Below are 18,819 nucleotides of genomic sequence, written 5' to 3'. Positions count from 1 at the left end.
GGTTATTCGGTCGTTAATGGTCTACTGCTGCCGCGGTCCGGCCATCCACTTGATGATGACCATTGCCGGCAATACCCAAAGCAGGCCGGTCAGCAAGAAGTAGAGCAGGTGCCCCCACCAGGGGGCGTTGCCGAGCGTCACCACCGCGATCGTGTTCGCCACCAGTGCGTAGACGAGCACAAGCACGATGATAAGGATCGTGCCGATGAATTTGCGGAGGCGGACGGGCATTGTTTATCTCTTGTGTGGGTAGCGCGGAGCGGCGCGACGGCATGCCGCAAAGCTTCGGGGCTTGTTTTGCATGAGCCGGTAGGGCAAATCAACTGCCGGATAGAAGGAGACATCATGGCCGTCGCGAACCTCACCACGGAACAGGCGATCCTGAGCGAAGTACGCAAGCAGAACCGCAACCGGCGCGCCTTGCGGCTGTGGCTCGGCTTTGTGCTTTTGGCGCTCTTTTGTCTCGTGCTCGTTGGAGGGGCAACGCGGTTGACCAATTCCGGTCTGTCGATCACCGAGTGGAAGCCGATCCATGGCGTCATTCCGCCGCTGACAGCCGCGGAATGGGAAGAGGAGTTCCGCCTCTACCAGCGTATTCCCGAATTTCAGCAGTTGAACAGTTCCATGAGCGTCGACGAGTTCAAAAACATCTTCTGGTGGGAATGGGCGCACCGGCTGATCGCCCGCGGCATCGGCGTGATCTTCGCGCTGCCGCTCCTCTATTTCTGGCTGACGGGGCGGATTGAGAAACGCCTGCGCTGGCCGCTCGTCTGCATCCTGGCGCTCGGCGGTCTGCAGGGTTTCATCGGCTGGTGGATGGTGTCCTCAGGCCTTTCCGTTCGCACCTACGTCAGTCAGTACCGGCTGGCGACGCATCTCGTCATGGCCTGCCTGATCTTTGCCGGCTGCATGTGGATCATGCGCGGGCTGTCGCCGCACTCCAACGATCCGGCGCCGGCACGCAGTTCGCGCGGCTTCGCTGCCGCAATCGCTGTTTTCGCGCTGTTCCAGATCTATCTCGGCGCCCTGGTGGCGGGACTCGATGCCGGTTTTTCCTACAATACCTGGCCGCTGATGGATGGCGCCCTCATTCCCTCCGATCTGCTGATTCAGCAGCCCTTCTGGATAAATGCCTTCGAGAATCCGAAAACCGTGCAGTTCATCCACCGCATCGGCGCCTATACGCTCTTCGCAGTGGTGCTCATTAACATGGTGATCGCCCTTCGCGCCGCACCCTGGACCACCCATGCCCGCCGCGCCGTCCTGCTTTTCGCGCTGGTGACCGTTCAGGCGGCAATCGGCATTGCCACGCTGCTGATGCAGGTGCCGCTTCACTGGGGCCTGCTGCACCAGGCCGGCGCGCTTGTTGTATTTGGTTTCGCCGTCGCCAACTGGCGCGGCTTTTACGGCGAATACCCGCACGAGACGATGATCACCGAACGCGATTGAAGCGAGAGGCCTTTCGTTCTAACGCAGCACGCCGTCGAGCAGCGGCATGCCGATAACGGCAGCGGCCGCGATCAGCACGTAGCAGGCGATGCGGAAGGTCCGTTCCTCGGCAAGCCCGAACAGTTTCGAGCCGCCATAGAGACCCAGCGCATAACTCGGCAGGACGACGACGGTGAGCGCGAACACGGCGGGCACGAACAGTCCTCCGACATAATAGCTGATGGCGCTGAACACCGACGAGATCGAGAAATACAGCACGACATTCGCTCTGACACGCGCGAAGTCGGTCTTGCCGCCGAGCCAATAGGCGACGACAGGCGGCCCGCCGAGCTGCGCGGCGCCGCTGAAAAGTCCGGCAATCAGGCCGACGCCGCTGCCGAGCGGCGCGAACGGCGCGCCGTGGTAGCGCCATCCCGATACGAGAAGCGCGAGCAGACAGATGGCGATGATCGTGATGCTCCAGCGCAGCAGCGTCGGGTCGAGCAGCGCCAGCAGCGCCGTGCCGGTCGGGACGCCGAGTGCCGCACCGGCCGCCATGACGAAGACCTCGGACCGGTTGGCGTCGCGCCAGGCGGGTGGGATCATCCCCAGTGTGGCGATGCCGTCGATGACGAGCAGGATCGGCGAGACCAGCTTCGGCCCGACGATGGCACCGCCGAGCGGGACGAAGATCAACGCTGCGCCGAAACCGGAAAAGCCGCGAGCTAGCCCGGCGATCAAGGCAAACGCCATCAGCGCATAAATGCCGTGACCGGGTAGGGCGGCGGCAAACCACGCCTGCATATCGGCGACAAGCCTATCCAGCATCGTGGCCTCAGCTGGCGAGCATCAGGTCCATGTTCTGCACGGCAGCACCCGAGGCGCCCTTGCCGAGGTTGTCGAGCAGCGCCACCAGATTGACCTGGGAACCACCCGGCGTACCGAAGACGAAGAGCTTCATCGTGTCCTTGCCCTCCAGTTCGACGGCGTTGACGCGGGGGAGCGCCTTGCTTTCGGCGAGCGGCACGACCGTGACGATGTCCTGTCCGGCATAATGGGCAACCAGTGCCGCGTGAATGCTTTCCATCGTCGCGCCCTCGGCGAGATCGCCGAGATGCAGCGGCACCTGTACGATCATGCCCTGCGCGAACTTGCCGACCGACGGCGAAAAGATCGGGGCTCGGTCGAGCAGGCCATGTGCGGTCATCTCCGGCACGTGTTTGTGGGTGAGCGGCAGGCCGTAGAGGAAATGCGGCGCGGTGATCGCATCCGGATGATCCGGGTTTTCCATCTGCGCGATCATCTGCTTGCCGCCGCCGGTATAACCGGAGACCGCGTTGACCGTCACCGGATAGCCGTCCGGCAGGATGCCGGCGGCGCGCAGCGGCCGGATGAGCCCGATCGCGCCTGTGGGATAGCAGCCGGGGTTCGAGACGAAGCGGGCGGCCTTGATCCTGTCGGCCTGTGCGTCGTCCATTTCGGCAAAGCCGTAGGCCCAGGCGGGATTGACGCGGAAGGCCGTGGAGGTGTCGATGACGCGGACGTTGTTGTTGCCCGACAGCATCTGGACCGCTTCCTTCGACGCGTCGTCGGGCAGGCACAGAATGGCGATATCGGCGCCGTTCAGCATGTCTTCGCGCATGGCGGCGTTGCGCCGCTCGGCCTCGGGAATGGACAGAAGCTCGACATCGCGGCGGCCGGCCATGCGCGTGCGGATCTGCAGACCCGTTGTGCCGTGTTCGCCATCGATGAAGATTTTCGGTGCCATGTTAGACCTGCGCTTTCAATGGGTTCTGAGGATTTCCGGATTCAATTTGAACGATGATAAATCAGCCTTGTGAGGCCGCAATGGCGCGTCGCTCGGCATGAAGGCCAAGCATATACATTGCCACCGTTGCCCCCGCAATGGCGGTGATATCGGCATGGTCGTAGGGCGGCGACACTTCGACCACGTCGGCGCCGCGGATATCGAGCTGGTGCAGGCGCTGCAGCACCGAGAGGATTTTGGCGCTCGACGGTCCGCCGGCAACTGGCGTGCCGGTACCTGGCGCAAAGGCCGGATCCAGGCAATCGATATCGAAGGTGAGATAGGCAGGGGCGCCGCGCGTATGAGAGATGATCGCCGAGGCGATGTCGCCGGCATTCATGTCTTCGACCTGATGACCATAGAGAATATTGAGGCCGCAATCCTCCGGCGCATGGGTGCGGATGCCGATCTGGATCGAGCGGTCAGGATCGATGATACCTTCGCGCACGGCCCGCGCCACGAAGGAGCCGTGGTCGATGCGCCGCTCTTCGTCGAACCAGGTATCCTGGTGAGCGTCGAACTGCACGAGTGCGAGAGGCCCGTGTTTTGCCGCATGGGCTTTCAGCAGCGGCCATGTGACGTAGTGATCGCCGCCGAGCGTCAGCAGAAAGGCGCCGCTGTCGAGGATCGCGTTGGCCTGGCGTTCGATGGCACCAGGTGTGTCCTGATGATTGCCGTAGTCGAGCAGGCAATCGCCATAGTCGATCACCGCCATGTCGGCAAACAGGTCGCGGTTGAAGGGATATTGCGCATCATTGTCGAATATCGCCGAGGCACGCCGGATCGCCTGCGGGCCGAAGCGCGTGCCCGGCCTGTTCGATGTGGCGGCATCGAAGGGGATGCCCCAGACGGCGACATCGACGCCGGCAAGCTCCTTGGTGAAGCGGCGGCGCATGAAGGACAGCGCGCCGGCAAAGGTCGGGTCGCTGGCGGCGGAGGTGAGGCTGGTCGCCGTGAAGGCGTGATCAATGGTCTTGTTCGCCAAGGGGGGCTCCTTCTCTGTGGGCGCCAACGTAGTCGCGTTCGATGTCGACCTTATATTGCCTGGCCACCGTCACGACCAAACCGCCTGATCCTGCCCCGAAAGGAACTGATGTTCGGTTCGGGGTAGGTAAGGGGTAGGCGAGGTGCGCCGAGATTTCAAGCGATGCCTCGCTTGACGGCCGCTCTGCGTTTTGAGCTGCCGCCATTCCGTGGCAAATTCCTCAGGCGGCCTTCCGCGCTAGCTGACGCAATCCGGCCAACGTTATCAGCGCTGCCGCGCCGGTATAGGCAGCGAGTGGCCAGGCTGTGTTCCCGTCGAGCAGAACCACGAACAATGTGCCTGCAACGACCAGCAGGCTTTCGACACAGAAGTAGAGCGCCACGGCTGTTCCCGCGGTATCGCCGAAAGCCGCAAGCGCACCATTTGCCGTGACGGCTGTCGCAAAGACAATGCCGATCGCGATGATCCACATCGGCAGGATGAGGCCGATAAGGGGTGCCTGCAGAAACATCTCTCCCATAGCAAGCGTTACCGCGCCGACAAGCAGCAACGTCATGCCTCTTGCGAGGCTGCCTGTGATGCCCCAGCGTGTGACGAAGCGCTTGGCAAAACGCGCCGTCACGATCATCACCAAGGCCACCGAGGCAAAGATGAAGCTGAAGGTGATGCCGGAAAAGCCGGCCCGATCGATCAGGATACGGGGTGCGGTCGAGAAGAAGACGAAGAAGGCTCCCATCGCCGCGCTGAAACCGGTCGTGTAGATCCAGAAGGGCAGGCTCGCGAGGATCGGGCGTATGGCGATGGTTGTCGTCGCCGCAGCGGGGCGGGTTTCATGCCACCGCATGCCGGCATTGAGAATGGCAACGATCGAAAGCAGGCCGATGACGAGAAAGATGGCTCGCCACCCATAGTGGTCGGCAATCACCGCGCCGACGACCGGCCCGAACGCAGGCACAAGCGATAGCAGCGAACCGAGCAGGCTATAGATCACGCTGCTTTCCGGCCGTTCGGCGTAGACGTCGCGCACTGTTGCGAAGGTGGCGACAAGAGCCGCCGAGGCGCCGATCGCCTGCAACAATCGCAAGGCCACGAAGAGAAGTGCGGATGAGGCCCCGGCAAGCAGAAAGGACGCAAGGGCAAAGAGTGCCGCCCCGCCGATCAGCACGGGCCGTCGCCCGACGATATCGGAGATCGGACCAAAGACAATCTGGCCGACGCCGAGCACAAGCATGTAGAGGCTGAGGGTCAACTGGATGACTTCAGGCGAGGTGCCAAGTGCCTGGGGCATCGTCGGCACGACCGGGAGATAGATGTCCATGGCAAGCGACGCCAGGACGTCGAAAGGGGCGATCAGCAACAAGCTTGCCGGCACGGAGTAATTCCACGACGGAATTTTCGGATAAGACATGGGTAAGGTCCGCTCAAATGATTTTCATTCGGCGGCGATCTGTCTTTCATCAGTATCGGATTTGCTGGACAGATGCCGCAACAACAGCGCAAAGTTGTTGCGGCTTAGTTGTCTGCGGACTTGGTTGTTCCCATGATGCGACCTTGATTGCCGCTCCGCTCGTTCGCGAAGCGTTTTGTCGGATTTTTACCAGCAGAACCGGAGTGCGGCAATGGCGACCGGCAGGCGCTTCCCGGGATTCATCAAACACCCTAAGAAAAAGGCCGGGTTTTCCCGGCCTTTCGCAAATTCCGTCTGTCCGAAGCGATTAACGCTTGGAGAACTGGAACGAGCGGCGGGCCTTTGCCTTGCCGTACTTCTTGCGTTCGACGACGCGGCTGTCGCGGGTCAGGAAGCCGCCCTTCTTCAGCACCGAGCGCAGGCCCGGTTCGAAGTAGGTCAGCGCCTTGGACAGGCCGTGGCGAACGGCGCCGGCCTGGCCGGAGAGGCCGCCGCCGGCAACGGTTGCGACGATGTCGAACTGGCCGTCACGGGCAGCCGCGACGATCGGCTGGCGCAGGATCATCTGCAGCACCGGACGCGCGAAATATTCCGCGAATTCCTTGCCGTTGACGATGATCTTGCCGGAGCCCGGCTTGACCCAGACGCGGGCAACGGCGTTCTTGCGCTTGCCGGTGGCGTAGGAGCGGCCGAGCGAATCGACCTTGCGGACGTGGGCCGGAGCAGCAGCTTCGGAAGCCGTGCCGAGATCCTTCAGGGAGGAGAGGTCAGCCATGATCAGGCGCTCCTTACGTTCTTTTTGTTGAGCGCGGCAACGTCGAGGGCGACCGGCTGCTGGGCTTCATGGGGATGGTTGGAGCCGGCGTAGACGCGCAGGTTCTTCATCTGGCGACGGCCGAGCGGGCCGCGCGGAACCATGCGTTCGACGGCCTTTTCGAGGACGCGCTCCGGGAAGCGGCCTTCGATGATCTGGCGTGCGGTGCGTTCCTTGATGCCGCCGGCATAACCGGTGTGCCAGTAGTAGACCTTGTCGGAATACTTCTTGCCGGTGAAAATGACCTTGTCGGCATTGATGACGATGACGTTGTCGCCGTCGTCAACGTGGGGTGTGAAGGTTGCCTTGTGCTTGCCGCGCAGGCGCATAGCGATGATGGAAGCGAGACGGCCAACGACCAGCCCTTCGGCGTCGATGATCACCCACTTCTTCTCCACCTCTGCAGGCTTCTGTGAGAAGGTTGCCATGTGAATACTCTCTTTTAGGACCCTTGGCCCGAGGGCTTTAAGGGCGTTTCTTGTTGCTTGGATTGGCAAGCGCGAACCTGCCAAAAAGAAAGCAGCCCGGACAGGCTGCGTTCTGGCGCGGTGTATAAAGGCAATGTGACACCGGGTCAATATCGGCTTTCGCGACGGACGGAAAAAAGTACAAATGAAAACAAATGGTTATAAGTGTGGTGTTGTGATACCCCACAATCGAACTGAATATTTGCCCCGCCGTCGGTCGAAAACCATCGCTAATCCTCAAAAGCGCGCAGGCATTTTATCATTTCCCGAAGGCCGCGTGTCAGATGTTTGTCCCGGCGAAGAACCATGCCAAGGCGGCGTGTCAGCTTCGGCCGCAGCGACGATGCCGTCAGGAGACCGGCGCGGTCGCGCTTCACCGCCAACCCCGGCAGGATCGACCAGCCGAGTCCCACGGCCACCAGTTCCTTGATCGCCTCAATACTGCCGAACTCCATCGCCGGTCGGATCCTGGTGCCCGGGGCTGCCAGCCAGGCGTCGATTGCCCGTCTCGTATTGCCGCCCTCATATAGTAGCAGCGTCCTGTCGCGCATGAAGGCGGCGTCCGGTCCACCCTTGGGCACGGGGCTGCCCGCGGGGGCGACAGCCAGCAATTCCTCCTCGAAAAAGGGTTCGATCTCGAAGTTCCGTCCCGATGCCGGCAGGGCCACGACGGCGATGTCGAGACTGTTGGCTTCCAGATCGCGCAGAATATCGTCGGCATTGCCGATCGAGACGGTGATTTCGAGGCCGGGCATGGACTTCCGGGCGGCGGAGATGGCGCGCGGAAGCAGATGGATCGATGCCGTGCCGCCGCTGCCGATGCGCACACGGCCGCTGGCGCCATCCCTGTGGGGCATCATCGCTTCTTCCGCCGCGGCTGCCTCCTGAAGCAGACGCCTTGCATGCGAAAGCAGGTCGATGCCCGCCGCCGTCGGTTGCGCCCGCCGTCCGACGCGCTCGATCAGCCTGACGCCGAGCCGCTGTTCGAGCCCCTTGATCTGCAGGCTGACGGCCGGCTGCGTCACGCCTTCCTTGTCGGCCGCAGCCGTAAAGCTCCCGAGGTCGGCGACATTGATGAAGGTTGCGAGTTGGTCGAGATTGAGAGCCATTCCAAAGAAATCCTTATGCATATAATAATATCCATAAGCTTCTTTCGCGGCACCTTCCATCGCATCTTTCGTCCATCAGGAAAGGATGAAGAGATGACTATAGAATTCGACGAAAGCTTGGAGATACCGCTGAGCGCCCTTCGGCTGAAACATCGTGAGACGGCGCGTTGGAGCAGGCGGCTGCTGGTAGCCGTCGAGTGTCGGCTCGAAAAGCGCCGCAGCCGCCGCAAGCTGTCGGAACTCACCGATGACGAGCTACGCGATATCGGTCTGACCCCTGCGAAGGCGAGGGCGGAGAGATCGAAATCATGGTTCTGGTTTTGACCGCGACGGCGGATCCTGCTCGAAATTGGCGGCGCCTTGTGGCAGAACGAATGTGTGAAAATCGAGTGCAGGGAGCAGCATCATGGCCGAAATCGTATCCTTCCGAAAGGAAGCGGACAGGACGGATGGATTGTTGCTCCGCTCGTTGCGCGACGGCGTGCTGCGGCTCGTGCTTAACGACCCGCCGGCCAATGTGCTTTCGATCGCGCTTCTCGAAGCGCTGATGGCTGAGCTCGAAAAGGCGCAGGCCGATTTGGATGTGCGCGTCATCGTCATCGCCTCCACCGGCGTCGTCTTTTCCGCCGGCCATGACCTCAAGGAACTCACGGCCCATCGCGTTGACGAAGATCAGGGCGCCGCTTTTTTCGAGAAAAGCTTCCGGCTCTGCGCCGATTTGATGCTGAAGATCGCGCATCTGCCAAAACCTGTTATCGCCGAGGTCGATGGGCTTGCAACGGCTGCGGGCTGTCAGCTCGTCGCCTCGTGCGATCTGGCGATCTGCACCGACACTTCGACGTTCTGCACGCCGGGTGTCAATATCGGCCTGTTCTGTTCGACGCCAATGGTGGCCGTTTCCCGTGCCGCGCACCGTAAGCAGGCTATGGAGATGCTCTTGACCGGTGAGACGATCGACGCCTCGACCGCCAAGGATTTCGGCCTCGTCAACCGCATCGTGCCGAAGCAGTATCTGGCGCAGGTCGTTTCCAAATATGCCGCCGTGATTGCCGGCAAATCGCCACTGATCCTGAAAATTGGCAAGGAAGCGTTTTATGGGCAGCTCGAACTACCAGTGGAGGCGGCCTATGATTATGCCGCCAAGGTGATGGTGGACAACATGCTGACGCAGGACGCGCAGGAAGGGATCGGCGCCTTTCTCGGCAAGCGCAAGCCGGAATGGAAGGGCGAATGATCAGGCGAGTTTCAGAACCAGCACGCCGATCGCGATGACGACGCCAGCGACGTAACGCCAGATGCCGGCTTTTTCCTTGAATACGACAACCGAGAGCACCAGGGCAAAGAGGATCGAAGTTTCCCGCAGTGCAGCAACGGTCGCCACCGGCGCCTTCGTCATCGCCCAAAGTGCCAGTCCATAGGATGCAATTGATCCCGCGCCGCCGATCAGGCCGCGCCACCAGTTGCGGCGAACGTGACGCAGCACCGTCAAGCTGCCGCGCTGCGACGCCGCCCAGGCAAGTAGCAGTATCGGCGGCAGCAGCGACATCCACAACGTATAGGAAACCGCATTGCCTGAAAGACGAGCGCCGACGCCGTCAACATAAGTGTAGCTGGCGATGACGAAAGCATTGGCAATGGAGAAGGCGACCGCGTGGCCGCTGCTGCGCCGAGCCTCCAGGGCGAGCGTCAGGACGCCGGCTGAAATCGTCATGGTGCCGGCAAGAGCGGCGCCGGAAAGATTTTCGCGCAGGACGACACCGCTTGTCGCGGCGACCAGCAACGGCGCGCAACCACGCATCAGCGGATAGACGAGGCCGATATCACCGGCTCGGTAGGCGGCGGCAACCAGCTGGAAATAGGCGAACTGCAGGATGGCCGAGGCGCCGATGAACGGCCAGGCTGCGCTCTGCGGCAACGGCAGAAATGCCAGAAACGGCAGCGCGGACACCGCGCCGCCGGCCGAAATCAACGCCGCATCCAGGGATTTGTCGCTTCCCGCTTTGACGATCGCGTTCCATGTCGCATGCAGCAACGCACCGAACAGAACGAGCAGGATGACGTCGAGAGGCAAGGGATAAATCCGGTGCTGCGGAGGAAGGCGAAGCGCCTCGCCCCGACGGGGCAGAATTCTGGAAAGACAACTGATATTTGCACGAAAATGCATTGCCGCGGTCGCGGATGCGTTTTCGGTTCCCATAGCATCCTTTCAATATGCAGACAATGTCGGGCTCTGACGACAAGTTTTACGTGCGCGCGATATGCGTTCAATCCAGGCGATCTTCTCAACTATGAGATGTTTCTAATGGACGAGAGAACATATATGGCTCTTACGGAGAACATAAGGGGAAAAATGCTGGGGGAAATCCGAAGCGGATCTTTCTATGCTGCTGAAATACAGATATTATTCTATAACTTTGATATACACAAAAAAGAAGCTTCAGATTGTATAATCTAGGGGAAATCGCAGCGCGCGATTGAGCTCAAAGCTTGTTTGCAAGCAGAGAAGGCGAACGGCGGCCGGGAGGAGGCGTGACGGCGGCAACGTCAGAGCTGATGATTCGGAATGAAGAGCATCCCGTCAAGGTTGTCTAGGTTTTGGCAGTTCAGAACCGGGCAGCGGGGATCGTCCTTTGACGGGATATGGGTCCACTCCGCATAATCGGTTGCGTCACAATAATTGCTGTTGCGGACGTAGCGATCATAAAGCGGTAGCCCGCGGGGAGATTGGTAGCGGAAGATGACGGCGCCCTGATTGTGGATGGCCGCCCGCACGCTGGCGCAGCTCATGGTGAGCGGGTTGTAGCGCGAAATCGCCGCTGCGGGTGACGCGGCGAGCACAAGCGTGAGGGCAAGAGCAATATTTCTCATTGAATCATCCTCAGAGCCATTCAACTCCTATATACGCAAAACACGTGCAGCCGGTTTTGTCGACATGCCAAAAAATGCCGGCGGGCTCAAAGGCATTCCCGGAATGGAGAAATGGAAATGGATCATGACGCCTACACGGATGATTATCTCACCGGAATCCTGCAATCGGTAAAGACCATCGCCCTGACCGGTGCCTCGCCCAATCCGGCGCGGCCGAGCAACGGCGTCATGGGCTATCTGCTGTCGCGCGGCTATGAGGTCATACCCGTCAATCCGGGGCAGGCGGGCAAACAGATCCAAGGCCGCACCGTCTATGCCCGGCTTGCCGACGTTCCGGTGCCGATCGATATGGTCGACGTCTTTCGCGCCGCCGAATATCTCGATGGGGTCGTTAACGAGGCGTTGGCGCTGAGGCCGCTACCGAAGGTCATCTGGGCTCAGCTTGGCGTCCGCGACGATGCCGCGGCGGCAAAAGCGGAGGCTGCCGGCATTAGAGTGGTGATGAACCGTTGCCCGGCGATCGAATATCCCCGTCTCATTGCCTGAGCAGGGCTGCCCTGAGAGGGATTTTCCATCGAACGCCCAAGGGTTGAAACGGATCGCGATTAACTTTCGTCGGCGACAAGCTATGATCCTGCCTCGTGATCAACAATTCGGAGGGCGACATGGCCAAGAACGATCCTGGATTCAACACCTTGGCGATCCACGCAGGCGCACAGCCCGACCCAGCGACCGGCGCACGGGTGACGCCGATCTACCAGACGACCGCTTTCGTCTTCAACGATTCCGACCATGCCGCCGCCCTCTTCGGCCTGCAGGCCTTCGGTAATATTTACACCCGCATCATGAACCCGACGCAGGCCGTGCTCGAGGAACGCGTCGCCGCGCTCGAGGGCGGTACGGCGGCCCTTGCCGTCGCCTCCGGCCACGCGGCGCAGATGATCGTCTTCCACACCATCATGCGCCCGGGCGAAAATTTTATCGCCGCCCGCAAGCTCTATGGCGGCTCGATCAATCAGTTCGGCCATGCTTTCGAGAATTTCGGCTGGCAGGTGCGCTGGGCCGATTCCGCCGATCCGGCGAGCTTCGAAAGCCAGATCGACGACAAGACCCGCGGCATCTTCATCGAAAGCCTTGCCAATCCGGGCGGCACTTTCGTCGATATCGCCGCTATTGCCGACGTCGCTCATCGCCACGGCCTGCCGCTGATCGTCGACAACACGATGGCAACACCCTATCTCATCCGTCCGATCGAGCACGGCGCCGATATCGTCGTGCACTCGCTGACGAAATTTCTCGGCGGCCACGGCAACTCCATGGGCGGCCTTATCGTCGACGGCGGCACCTTCGACTGGTCGAAGTCAGGCAATTACCCGATGCTGTCTAGCCCGCGACCGGAATATAACGGCATGGTGCTGCACGCGACTTTCGGCAATTTCGCCTTTGCGATCGCTGCCCGCGTGCTCGGCCTGCGCGACCTCGGCCCGGCGATTTCGCCCTTCAATGCCTTCCTGATTCTGACCGGCATCGAGACGCTGCCGCTCAGAATGCAGCGCCACAGCGACAATGCCATCGCTGTCGCCCGGTGGCTGAAGGCGCACAGCAAGATCGCTTGGGTGAATTATGCCGGCCTTGAAGACGATCCGAACCATGCCCTGCAGCAGCGTTATTCGCCGAAGGGCGCAGGCTCCGTCTTCACCTTCGGCATCCGGGGCGGTTATGAGGCTGGCAAGACTCTGGTCGAAGGACTTGAGCTCTTCTCCCATCTGGCCAATATCGGCGACACCCGCTCGCTCGTCATTCATCCGGCCTCGACGACGCACCGGCAACTGAGCGACGAGCAGAAAATCGCCGCCGGCGCCGGACCCGACGTGGTGCGGCTTTCCATCGGCATCGAGGACGTTAACGACATCATCGCCGATCTTGAGCAGGCGCTCTCGAAGATCTGATTGTCCTTCGCAGCAAACGTTGTAATTTCGCAGACGATCATTGTCGAAATACAACCAGCGCCGCCTTGCGGATGCCTTCTGCTGGCCGCCATTGCGGGAACATTCATGCCACTCGTCATTCTCACCGGCGCATCGGGAGCCGGGAAAACTACCATTGCTGAGGCTGTCGGACGCCGGCACGGGCAGGAGATCGAAGTCTTTTACAAGGACAGCATCGGCGTTCCGCCTATGCAAGAGATGGTTGACCAATTCGGCTCCGTCGAAGAATGGCAGAGAGCGGCCACTTTCGCATGGATATCGCGACTGTCGCCGCTCCTGGCAGAAGGACGTAGCGTCCTGTTCGAGGGGCAGTCGCGTTTTTCCTTTCTGGCCGAAGCTGCCGAACGTGCCGGGATCGGTTCGCATTCCTGCCTCCTGATCGATTGCGACGACGACACCCGAGCCCGGCGCCTTTCGATTGATCGAGGCCAGCCTGAGTTGGCAAATCCGGATATGATGAACTGGGCCGCCTTCCTACGGCACGAAGCAGCGACATACGGATGCGAAATTCTCGACACATCGAAGCTGACGGTGGAACAGGGAATTGAACGAGTCCTTCGCGAATTGCGGCGGCAGCGTGTTTGATCCGGACCAGGCAGTTGAAGTTTGGCCGTTCCAGTGCGGCGGTTCGTCCGCTTGTTCTGGTAAAAGCATAGAATTCGCGCAGAGGGAGGCGCAGTTGCACCTGTCGTTGGAGTTGTTTGTCCAAACGCCCCGGACATCGATTGATTTCTATCAGCGAGTCCTGGGCTTTGAAGTCGAGGGCTCGACGAGCACGGAATATGCGATGTTGAGAAACGGCGACGCCGCCATCGCGATCAATTCGCGAAGCGTCCTTTCGAGCGATCATCCGTTACGCGGCGAAATTGGCGACAGGGTCGGCCTCGGCGTCGAGATCGTCCTGAAGGTCGCTGATGTCGAGGATGCCTATCGCAAGGCGGACGAGAGCGGCTGGCCACTTTCCGCCCTCGCCGTGCAGCCTTGGGGACTGCGTGACTTTCGCCTTATCGATCCCGACGGCTATTATGTCAGAGTGACCAGTACCCACACGCAGTGACAGGTCCATGATGGCGGCCATGGGCTTCGTGCCAAACGCTGAGCGGCTGCACTTCGGTGGCGACCGGTTGCAAATCGGTCGTATCAATTGCTGTCCTCGTAATCAGCGCGACCCATATCGCCGGGCCTCAGGACGCCCGGACAGGAGGTCCCTGAGCCCCTTTCTTTAGTCTCCGCTACTTCACGTTGAAGCAGTTTTATTGCTCAGTTTTCAATTCCAAATTTCAGAAAACAAGCGTATGTTGCGCGGTTAGGATTGCAGTAACCATGCCTTTGAGGGGTCGGGGACGATGTGCTGGAATACATCATCGGCATTCACGCCGGTCGCGCTTGCTTTGCGCGGTCCGGCAACACGCAAGATCGTCCGGACGCTCGGCGATGCGGCGCATCTCCTGATCAACGATTGGCCTTCTGATGACGGCGAGGAATACGTCGCTGCCGTAAAAGCCTGTGTCGATGCAATTACCGGGAAAATTAGCCCGGAACGATTCCGCGAGGCGCTTCTGCTTGCAGCCGATGAAGCGGGTATCGCTGCTCTGACAGTCGTCCCCGTCGGAGTGACAGAGCGGCGACCGGACCTGCGTTCGGCCGCGCCAAGATAGCCCCTATTTCAAGCGGCTCCTTATCAGCCTGGCATTGCGTCAGATGCGGCCGCGGCCAAGGCAGGCAAAACTCTCACAAACTGAAAGCACCACCGACAATTCTAACCGCCACCTTCACAAATGTCGCTCAAGATGATGGGAGAAGGGGCTCCTGGAGGTTCCCAAGCGCGGTCAATGCCCTGTGAGACGAGAGACAAATTTCAAACAATCGCGCGCAGACCCTTGCCGCAAACGACACTGACAGCGGAGAGGTCCACGATGGTTGCGGCGAATTTCATCACCTTCAACATCGACAATGTCGAACCCGAGTTCGGCGCGCCGGAGCCCGCTCGGATCATCTCCGGTGATCCGCAATTTCGCACCTGGAATCTGGAGGAGGGCGACGGCGGCCTCTATTCCGGGATCTGGGAGGCGACACCCGGCAAGTGGCGGATCGTTTACGAGGAGTGGGAATATTTCAGCCTGCTGTCAGGCCATTCGATCGTCACGGAGGACGGCGGTGAGCCGGTCCACCTGAGGGAGGGCGACCGAATGATCTTGAGGCCCGGCTTCAAGGGAACCTGGGAAGTCGTTGAAACGACTCGCAAGGACTATGTGATCAAGGTCTGAACAGCGGCTGCGAGCCGGCTTTGGCGATGGCGGTCTGTCCCGGTTTGCGGCGATTATGATCCGTTTCCCCCGAAATAACCGCCTCTCTTTCACGGATAGAGGGCATTTGATCTTTCCCATTAACGAGACCTACATCGTCAAATGCTAGACCTTATCTGCAGCGCATTGCGGACATGATGTCTCCTGCCGTCACCACAGACATGACCTTGCAGTTCATCTTTTCGGGATTGGCATGTCGTCGAATCTTGCGGGTAGGCACGTTCGAACCCAAACGTCTTCCATCATTGCGACAACCGTTTTCTTCCTCGTCGTCGCGCTCGTCTTGACCGGCCTCATGGCGCATGTCGTCGCCACGATGACGCGGTCGGCGAACGAAATCGATGATGCCAGAGCCAGCCGCGCCGCTCGCGCGGCGATCGCAGCCTTTGTCAGCCGCCTGAGCGCGACAACGACTGACAACGCCGTATGGGATGATGCCTATAAGGCGATCGCATCTCCCGGCGCCGCGGATTGGGCTTATGAGAACTGGGGTAAAACCAGCGAGGATTATCCGCTTTACGACGGCGCCATCGTGACCGGTCCCGACCGCTCGTCGATCGTCTCCGCCTATGCCAAAGGCAAGCCCTTCCAGCCGAGCGCCTTTTTCGGCGAAGCTTTCTACCGGCAGATCAATACGGCCACCGATTTCGGACAGGCGCCGGTTGTCAATTTCATCAAGACGGAAACCGGCATCGCGCTCATCGCGTCACAACCGATCCAGCCTTATCAAGCGGAAGGCGAGCTTCCGACGAAGCTCAGCGTGCTGAGCTTCTACAAGGAATTCAACTCGGACGTTCTCAGCACGCTTTCGAACGAACACGAACTCGAGGGCTTGCGCCTTGCCGCCGCGCCCGAGCCGAGTCTGCTGAACACACCGATCACGGATATGAAGGGTGGCGTCATCGGCCATCTCGTCTGGCCGAGCAAAGCGCCGGGAAGCGCCGTGTTCCGACAGGTCTACCCTTTTGTTGCGGCCGCTATCATCATTCTCGTGCTGTTCCTGGCCGGCGTTCTGCTGGTGGGCGCAGCCGAAGCGCGGCGTCTTCGTCAACTGGCGCAAGCAGCGATTTTCGAAGCGAACCACGATAGCCTGAGCGGCCTCCTGAACAGGCATGGGCTTCTCGCCCTGCTGGAAGACCTGAAAGGCTCGGAGATTTCGCCGCCTCGGCTCTACCTGGTCGATCTCGACGGTTTCAAGGCGGTCAATGACGCCTGGGGGCATGCGGTCGGGGATGATCTGATCCGGATCGTCTCGAACGCGCTGATCGCCTGCCACCCCGAAGTCGTTGCCGTGGCCCGGTTGGGGGGCGACGAGTTCGCTCTGGTCCAGGTCGGAACTGTCGCGCGTCAGGAGATAGAAGAGACGATTCTGGCGCTGTTTGCCGAACCCTTCAAAATCGATGGACGAACGATCGAGGTTGGCGCGAGCATCGGCGCTGCTGCGCGTGACGCAGACATTGAGCCCCTGGAGCTTTTGCGCAGGGCTGACATGGCGCTCTACCGCGCCAAGGAAAATGGCAGAGGGCGGGCGATCGAATACGACCCCGAGTTGGATCGGGAGCGCCAAAGGGTCGCCGAACTGGAAACTCTGTTGAAGAATGCCATCGGCAATGGCGCGATCGAAGCCGTCTTCCAACCTCTCGTTTCGGCGACGACGGGCGTTGTCACCGGTCTTGAAGCGCTAGCCCGCTGGCGCACTGCGACAGGAAATATCAGTCCGGAGATTTTCATTCCGCTTGCTGAAAGATGCGGCCTCATCGATGCTCTCGGCGGTCACATGCTGAAAACATCGATCGAGCACGCCAAGAACTGGCCCGGTTTAGCGTTGTCCGTCAACGTTTCGCCGGTCCAGCTCTGCAATCCGGAATTTGCCGCCGAGGTGATCTCTCTCCTGCAGGAACTCGATTTCGATCCCAGGCGCCTGACATTGGAAATCACCGAAGGCGTCCTCATGACCAATCCGGATCAGGCGCGTCGGTCGATAGATCACCTCAAGCAGGTCGGTATCAAATTCGCGCTCGACGACTTCGGCTGCGGCTATGCAAGCATCGGCGCATTGCGGCAGTTCGGCTTTGATCGGATGAAGATCGATCGCTCGCTGGTCTCCGCTCTCGACCAGGCCTCCAATGGCGCCGATGTTCTCAAGGCGACCATCGCTTTGGCGACCGCTCTGCAGATTCCCGTGACCGCGGAAGGCATCGAGAATATCCGCCAGGCGGCGATCTTGCGGGAGGCCGGCTGCGACCAACTGCAAGGCTATTTGATCGGAAAACCCATGTCGGCGCTCGACATATCCAGCAAGCTTCAAGAACAGGCAGCGTAATGCCGCGAGATCGCACAAGCACGCCGCGCAGAGCTTCCGCTGATCTGCCGACCGGTGCCGATCACCACCGGAGATCCAGCCGGTCGAGCCCGTGAAAATGATAGACGTCCTTGACGACGGGCGTCTTCGCCAGCCTGAGGCCGGAAAGCCGTTCGAACAGGATCGGCAGGACGACGTTGAGCTCCAGCCGAGCCAGCGGTGCGCCGATGCAGAAATGGATGCCGGCGCCGAAGGAGAGGTTCGGCGCCTCGTTTCGGTCTGGCCGGAAGGCGAGGGGGTCGGTGAATTTCGCCGGGTCGAGATTGGCGGCGGCGAGGATGAGGCTTACCTTGTCGCCGCGCCTGAAGGAAACGCCGTCGATCTCAGCGGGCTCGAGCGCCCAGCGCTGGAAGATGTGGACGGGCGCGCAGATACGCAGGGTTTCCTCGACGGTGCGCTCCGTCGCCGCTTCATCCCGGAAGAGTTCTGCCGGATCGCAGCCGCTGTCGAGGATGGTGTGTACGGAGTTGCCGATCTGGTGCACGGTCGCTTCATGGCCGGCATTGAGCAGCACGATCGTCGTTGAAATGAGCTCCTCCTCGGTGAGGTACTGACCCTTGTGCTCCGTGTGGATCATGTGGGTCAGCAGGTCATCGCGCGGCTCGGCCCGGCGTTCAGCGATCACTACTCTGACATAGTCGGAAAATTCTCTGGCGGCCCGTTCGGCCTCTTCTTCTTGCCGGCGCGTGCGGCCGAACATGTACATGCGCACATAGGCATGCGACCAGGCGAGCAGTTGCGGCCCCATCTCCTCCGGGATGCCGATCATCCGCGCGATCATCGTCACCGGGATGATGTCGGCAAAGGCCGAGAGCAGCTCGACCTCGCCCTTCTGCGCGAAGCCGTCGATCAGCCGGTTGGCAAGCTCGACAAGCTCCGGCTTCATCTTCTCGACATGGCGGGAGACGAAGGCGCGATTGACGAGCGTGCGCAGCCGCGTGTGCTCGGGTGGTTCGAGCTCGAGCAGGGAATAACGTTCCGAGAGATCGAAACTTTCAAGATGCGCCATCGGCTCGGCAAGGCCGAGTTCCTCGCGGCTGGCGATATGCAGGATCTGCCGGCCGAAGCGGCGGTCGCGCAGCAGCGCGTTCACATGGTCGTAGCCGGTGAAGAACCACTGTTTCTGCTCGGTCCAGTAGAAGGTCGGACAATGGGCGTGGAGCGCGGCGTAAACGGCATTCGGGTTGCCGTAGAAGGCCGGATTGCGGGCGTCCAGCGAGACATGGCGGAGGGCAGGGTCGATCGAAAGGAAGGGCGGTAACGTCATGAACCGAGGC

At 60.7% G+C, this 18,819-nt stretch carries 21 protein-coding genes; 10 read left to right on the top strand and 11 right to left on the bottom strand.

Annotated features, from left to right (window positions below; translation table 11 throughout):
• Positions 1 to 21: 21 nt before the first annotated feature.
• Complete coding sequence (locus tag HJC04_RS26560) at positions 22 to 231, bottom strand: DUF2842 domain-containing protein (protein WP_221123474.1); 210 nt, start codon at positions 229 to 231, stop codon at positions 22 to 24.
• A gap of 114 nt (positions 232 to 345) precedes the next feature.
• On the opposite strand from HJC04_RS26560, the gene HJC04_RS26555 reads away from it, so the two are divergent.
• Complete coding sequence (locus HJC04_RS26555; RefSeq protein ID WP_221147483.1) at positions 346 to 1,449, top strand: COX15/CtaA family protein; 1,104 nt, start codon at positions 346 to 348, stop codon at positions 1,447 to 1,449.
• 18 nt (positions 1,450 to 1,467) lie between these two features.
• Here HJC04_RS26555 and HJC04_RS26550 read toward each other — a convergent pair whose 3' ends face one another.
• The 7 genes from HJC04_RS26550 to HJC04_RS26520 all read right to left on the bottom strand — a co-directional run bounded on the left by HJC04_RS26550 (position 1,468) and on the right by HJC04_RS26520 (position 8,039).
• Complete coding sequence (locus HJC04_RS26550) at positions 1,468 to 2,256, bottom strand: sulfite exporter TauE/SafE family protein (RefSeq protein WP_210628323.1); 789 nt, start codon at positions 2,254 to 2,256, stop codon at positions 1,468 to 1,470.
• A gap of 7 nt (positions 2,257 to 2,263) precedes the next feature.
• A complete protein-coding gene (gene argC, locus HJC04_RS26545; protein WP_210628322.1) occupies positions 2,264 to 3,196 on the bottom strand; it encodes an N-acetyl-gamma-glutamyl-phosphate reductase in 933 nt (310 codons plus the stop codon).
• Between the two features lie 61 nt (positions 3,197 to 3,257).
• Positions 3,258 to 4,220, bottom strand: coding sequence for an agmatinase (speB, locus tag HJC04_RS26540; RefSeq protein WP_210628321.1), 963 nt, complete (start codon positions 4,218 to 4,220; stop codon positions 3,258 to 3,260).
• Between the two features lie 220 nt (positions 4,221 to 4,440).
• Complete coding sequence (gene cml, locus HJC04_RS26535; RefSeq protein ID WP_210628320.1) at positions 4,441 to 5,628, bottom strand: CmlA/FloR family chloramphenicol efflux MFS transporter; 1,188 nt, start codon at positions 5,626 to 5,628, stop codon at positions 4,441 to 4,443.
• A 307-nt stretch (positions 5,629 to 5,935) separates the two neighbouring features.
• Entirely contained in the window at positions 5,936 to 6,403 is a 468-nt protein-coding gene (gene rpsI / locus HJC04_RS26530; RefSeq protein ID WP_009995734.1) for a 30S ribosomal protein S9, read from the bottom strand.
• Between the two features lie 2 nt (positions 6,404 to 6,405).
• Positions 6,406 to 6,870, bottom strand: coding sequence for a 50S ribosomal protein L13 (gene rplM / locus HJC04_RS26525; protein ID WP_210628319.1), 465 nt, complete (start codon positions 6,868 to 6,870; stop codon positions 6,406 to 6,408).
• Between the two features lie 269 nt (positions 6,871 to 7,139).
• Complete coding sequence (locus tag HJC04_RS26520; RefSeq protein WP_221147482.1) at positions 7,140 to 8,039, bottom strand: LysR family transcriptional regulator; 900 nt, start codon at positions 8,037 to 8,039, stop codon at positions 7,140 to 7,142.
• A gap of 72 nt (positions 8,040 to 8,111) precedes the next feature.
• Here HJC04_RS26520 and HJC04_RS26515 point away from each other — a divergent pair, with 72 nt between their 5' ends.
• Together HJC04_RS26515 and HJC04_RS26510 are read left to right on the top strand one after the other, a co-directional pair.
• Positions 8,112 to 8,342, top strand: coding sequence for a DUF1127 domain-containing protein (locus tag HJC04_RS26515; RefSeq protein ID WP_221147481.1), 231 nt, complete (start codon positions 8,112 to 8,114; stop codon positions 8,340 to 8,342).
• Positions 8,343 to 8,424: 82 nt separating this feature from the next.
• Positions 8,425 to 9,252 (top strand): enoyl-CoA hydratase, encoded by an 828-nt coding sequence (locus HJC04_RS26510; protein ID WP_221147480.1) that lies wholly within the window; start codon positions 8,425 to 8,427, stop codon positions 9,250 to 9,252.
• Here the strand turns inward: HJC04_RS26510 and HJC04_RS26505 are convergent, their stop codons facing one another.
• Positions 9,253 to 10,089: an EamA family transporter gene (locus HJC04_RS26505; protein WP_221147479.1), complete on the bottom strand. Its 837-nt coding sequence runs from the start codon at positions 10,087 to 10,089 to the stop codon at positions 9,253 to 9,255.
• A gap of 473 nt (positions 10,090 to 10,562) precedes the next feature.
• Entirely contained in the window at positions 10,563 to 10,886 is a 324-nt protein-coding gene (locus tag HJC04_RS26500) for a hypothetical protein (RefSeq protein WP_210628315.1), read from the bottom strand.
• A 117-nt stretch (positions 10,887 to 11,003) separates the two neighbouring features.
• On the opposite strand from HJC04_RS26500, the gene HJC04_RS26495 reads away from it, so the two are divergent.
• The 7 genes from HJC04_RS26495 (at position 11,004) to HJC04_RS26465 (ending at position 17,503) form a co-directional block, all read left to right on the top strand.
• On the top strand, positions 11,004 to 11,432 hold the full coding sequence (locus HJC04_RS26495) for a CoA-binding protein (RefSeq protein WP_221147478.1): 429 nt from the start codon (positions 11,004 to 11,006) through the stop codon (positions 11,430 to 11,432).
• A 119-nt stretch (positions 11,433 to 11,551) separates the two neighbouring features.
• Positions 11,552 to 12,835 (top strand): O-acetylhomoserine aminocarboxypropyltransferase, encoded by a 1,284-nt coding sequence (locus tag HJC04_RS26490; RefSeq protein WP_210628313.1) that lies wholly within the window; start codon positions 11,552 to 11,554, stop codon positions 12,833 to 12,835.
• 105 nt (positions 12,836 to 12,940) lie between these two features.
• Positions 12,941 to 13,459: an AAA family ATPase gene (locus tag HJC04_RS26485; RefSeq protein WP_210628312.1), complete on the top strand. Its 519-nt coding sequence runs from the start codon at positions 12,941 to 12,943 to the stop codon at positions 13,457 to 13,459.
• 94 nt (positions 13,460 to 13,553) lie between these two features.
• Positions 13,554 to 13,931 (top strand): glyoxalase/bleomycin resistance/extradiol dioxygenase family protein, encoded by a 378-nt coding sequence (locus HJC04_RS26480; RefSeq protein WP_221147492.1) that lies wholly within the window; start codon positions 13,554 to 13,556, stop codon positions 13,929 to 13,931.
• A 289-nt stretch (positions 13,932 to 14,220) separates the two neighbouring features.
• The gene (locus HJC04_RS26475) at positions 14,221 to 14,532 is read left to right on the top strand and encodes a DUF982 domain-containing protein (protein ID WP_210628311.1); all 312 of its coding nucleotides are present in this window, start codon (positions 14,221 to 14,223) and stop codon (positions 14,530 to 14,532) included.
• Positions 14,533 to 14,790: 258 nt separating this feature from the next.
• Entirely contained in the window at positions 14,791 to 15,141 is a 351-nt protein-coding gene (locus tag HJC04_RS26470; protein ID WP_210628310.1) for a cupin domain-containing protein, read from the top strand.
• Between the two features lie 232 nt (positions 15,142 to 15,373).
• A complete protein-coding gene (locus HJC04_RS26465) occupies positions 15,374 to 17,503 on the top strand; it encodes a bifunctional diguanylate cyclase/phosphodiesterase (protein ID WP_221147477.1) in 2,130 nt (709 codons plus the stop codon).
• 61 nt (positions 17,504 to 17,564) lie between these two features.
• Here HJC04_RS26465 and HJC04_RS26460 read toward each other — a convergent pair whose 3' ends face one another.
• Positions 17,565 to 18,809 (bottom strand): cytochrome P450, encoded by a 1,245-nt coding sequence (locus HJC04_RS26460; protein WP_210628308.1) that lies wholly within the window; start codon positions 18,807 to 18,809, stop codon positions 17,565 to 17,567.
• Positions 18,810 to 18,819: the final 10 nt, after the last annotated feature.

The sequence above is a fragment of the Rhizobium sp. NLR8a genome (genome assembly GCF_019685235.1).
In the GTDB taxonomy this organism is placed as follows: Bacteria; Pseudomonadota; Alphaproteobacteria; order Rhizobiales; family Rhizobiaceae; genus Rhizobium.
This window is presented reverse-complemented; position numbering and strand designations above follow the sequence as displayed.

What these genes read in the sequence shown, in the direction of transcription:
- HJC04_RS26560 (WP_221123474.1), bottom strand. Translation starts at nt 231, where the DNA reads ATGCCCGTCCGCCTCCGCAAATTCATCGGCACGATCCTTATCATCGTG.
- HJC04_RS26555 (WP_221147483.1), top strand. Translation starts at nt 346, where the DNA reads ATGGCCGTCGCGAACCTCACCACGGAACAGGCGATCCTGAGCGAAGTA.
- HJC04_RS26550 (WP_210628323.1), bottom strand. Translation starts at nt 2,256, where the DNA reads ATGCTGGATAGGCTTGTCGCCGATATGCAGGCGTGGTTTGCCGCCGCC.
- argC (WP_210628322.1), bottom strand. Translation starts at nt 3,196, where the DNA reads ATGGCACCGAAAATCTTCATCGATGGCGAACACGGCACAACGGGTCTG.
- cml (WP_210628320.1), bottom strand. Translation starts at nt 5,628, where the DNA reads ATGTCTTATCCGAAAATTCCGTCGTGGAATTACTCCGTGCCGGCAAGC.
- rpsI (WP_009995734.1), bottom strand. Translation starts at nt 6,403, where the DNA reads ATGGCTGACCTCTCCTCCCTGAAGGATCTCGGCACGGCTTCCGAAGCT.
- rplM (WP_210628319.1), bottom strand. Translation starts at nt 6,870, where the DNA reads ATGGCAACCTTCTCACAGAAGCCTGCAGAGGTGGAGAAGAAGTGGGTG.
- HJC04_RS26520 (WP_221147482.1), bottom strand. Translation starts at nt 8,039, where the DNA reads ATGCATAAGGATTTCTTTGGAATGGCTCTCAATCTCGACCAACTCGCA.
- HJC04_RS26515 (WP_221147481.1), top strand. Translation starts at nt 8,112, where the DNA reads ATGACTATAGAATTCGACGAAAGCTTGGAGATACCGCTGAGCGCCCTT.
- HJC04_RS26510 (WP_221147480.1), top strand. Translation starts at nt 8,425, where the DNA reads ATGGCCGAAATCGTATCCTTCCGAAAGGAAGCGGACAGGACGGATGGA.
- HJC04_RS26500 (WP_210628315.1), bottom strand. Translation starts at nt 10,886, where the DNA reads ATGAGAAATATTGCTCTTGCCCTCACGCTTGTGCTCGCCGCGTCACCC.
- HJC04_RS26495 (WP_221147478.1), top strand. Translation starts at nt 11,004, where the DNA reads ATGGATCATGACGCCTACACGGATGATTATCTCACCGGAATCCTGCAA.
- HJC04_RS26490 (WP_210628313.1), top strand. Translation starts at nt 11,552, where the DNA reads ATGGCCAAGAACGATCCTGGATTCAACACCTTGGCGATCCACGCAGGC.
- HJC04_RS26485 (WP_210628312.1), top strand. Translation starts at nt 12,941, where the DNA reads ATGCCACTCGTCATTCTCACCGGCGCATCGGGAGCCGGGAAAACTACC.
- HJC04_RS26475 (WP_210628311.1), top strand. Translation starts at nt 14,221, where the DNA reads ATGTGCTGGAATACATCATCGGCATTCACGCCGGTCGCGCTTGCTTTG.
- HJC04_RS26470 (WP_210628310.1), top strand. Translation starts at nt 14,791, where the DNA reads ATGGTTGCGGCGAATTTCATCACCTTCAACATCGACAATGTCGAACCC.
- HJC04_RS26465 (WP_221147477.1), top strand. Translation starts at nt 15,374, where the DNA reads ATGTCGTCGAATCTTGCGGGTAGGCACGTTCGAACCCAAACGTCTTCC.
- HJC04_RS26460 (WP_210628308.1), bottom strand. Translation starts at nt 18,809, where the DNA reads ATGACGTTACCGCCCTTCCTTTCGATCGACCCTGCCCTCCGCCATGTC.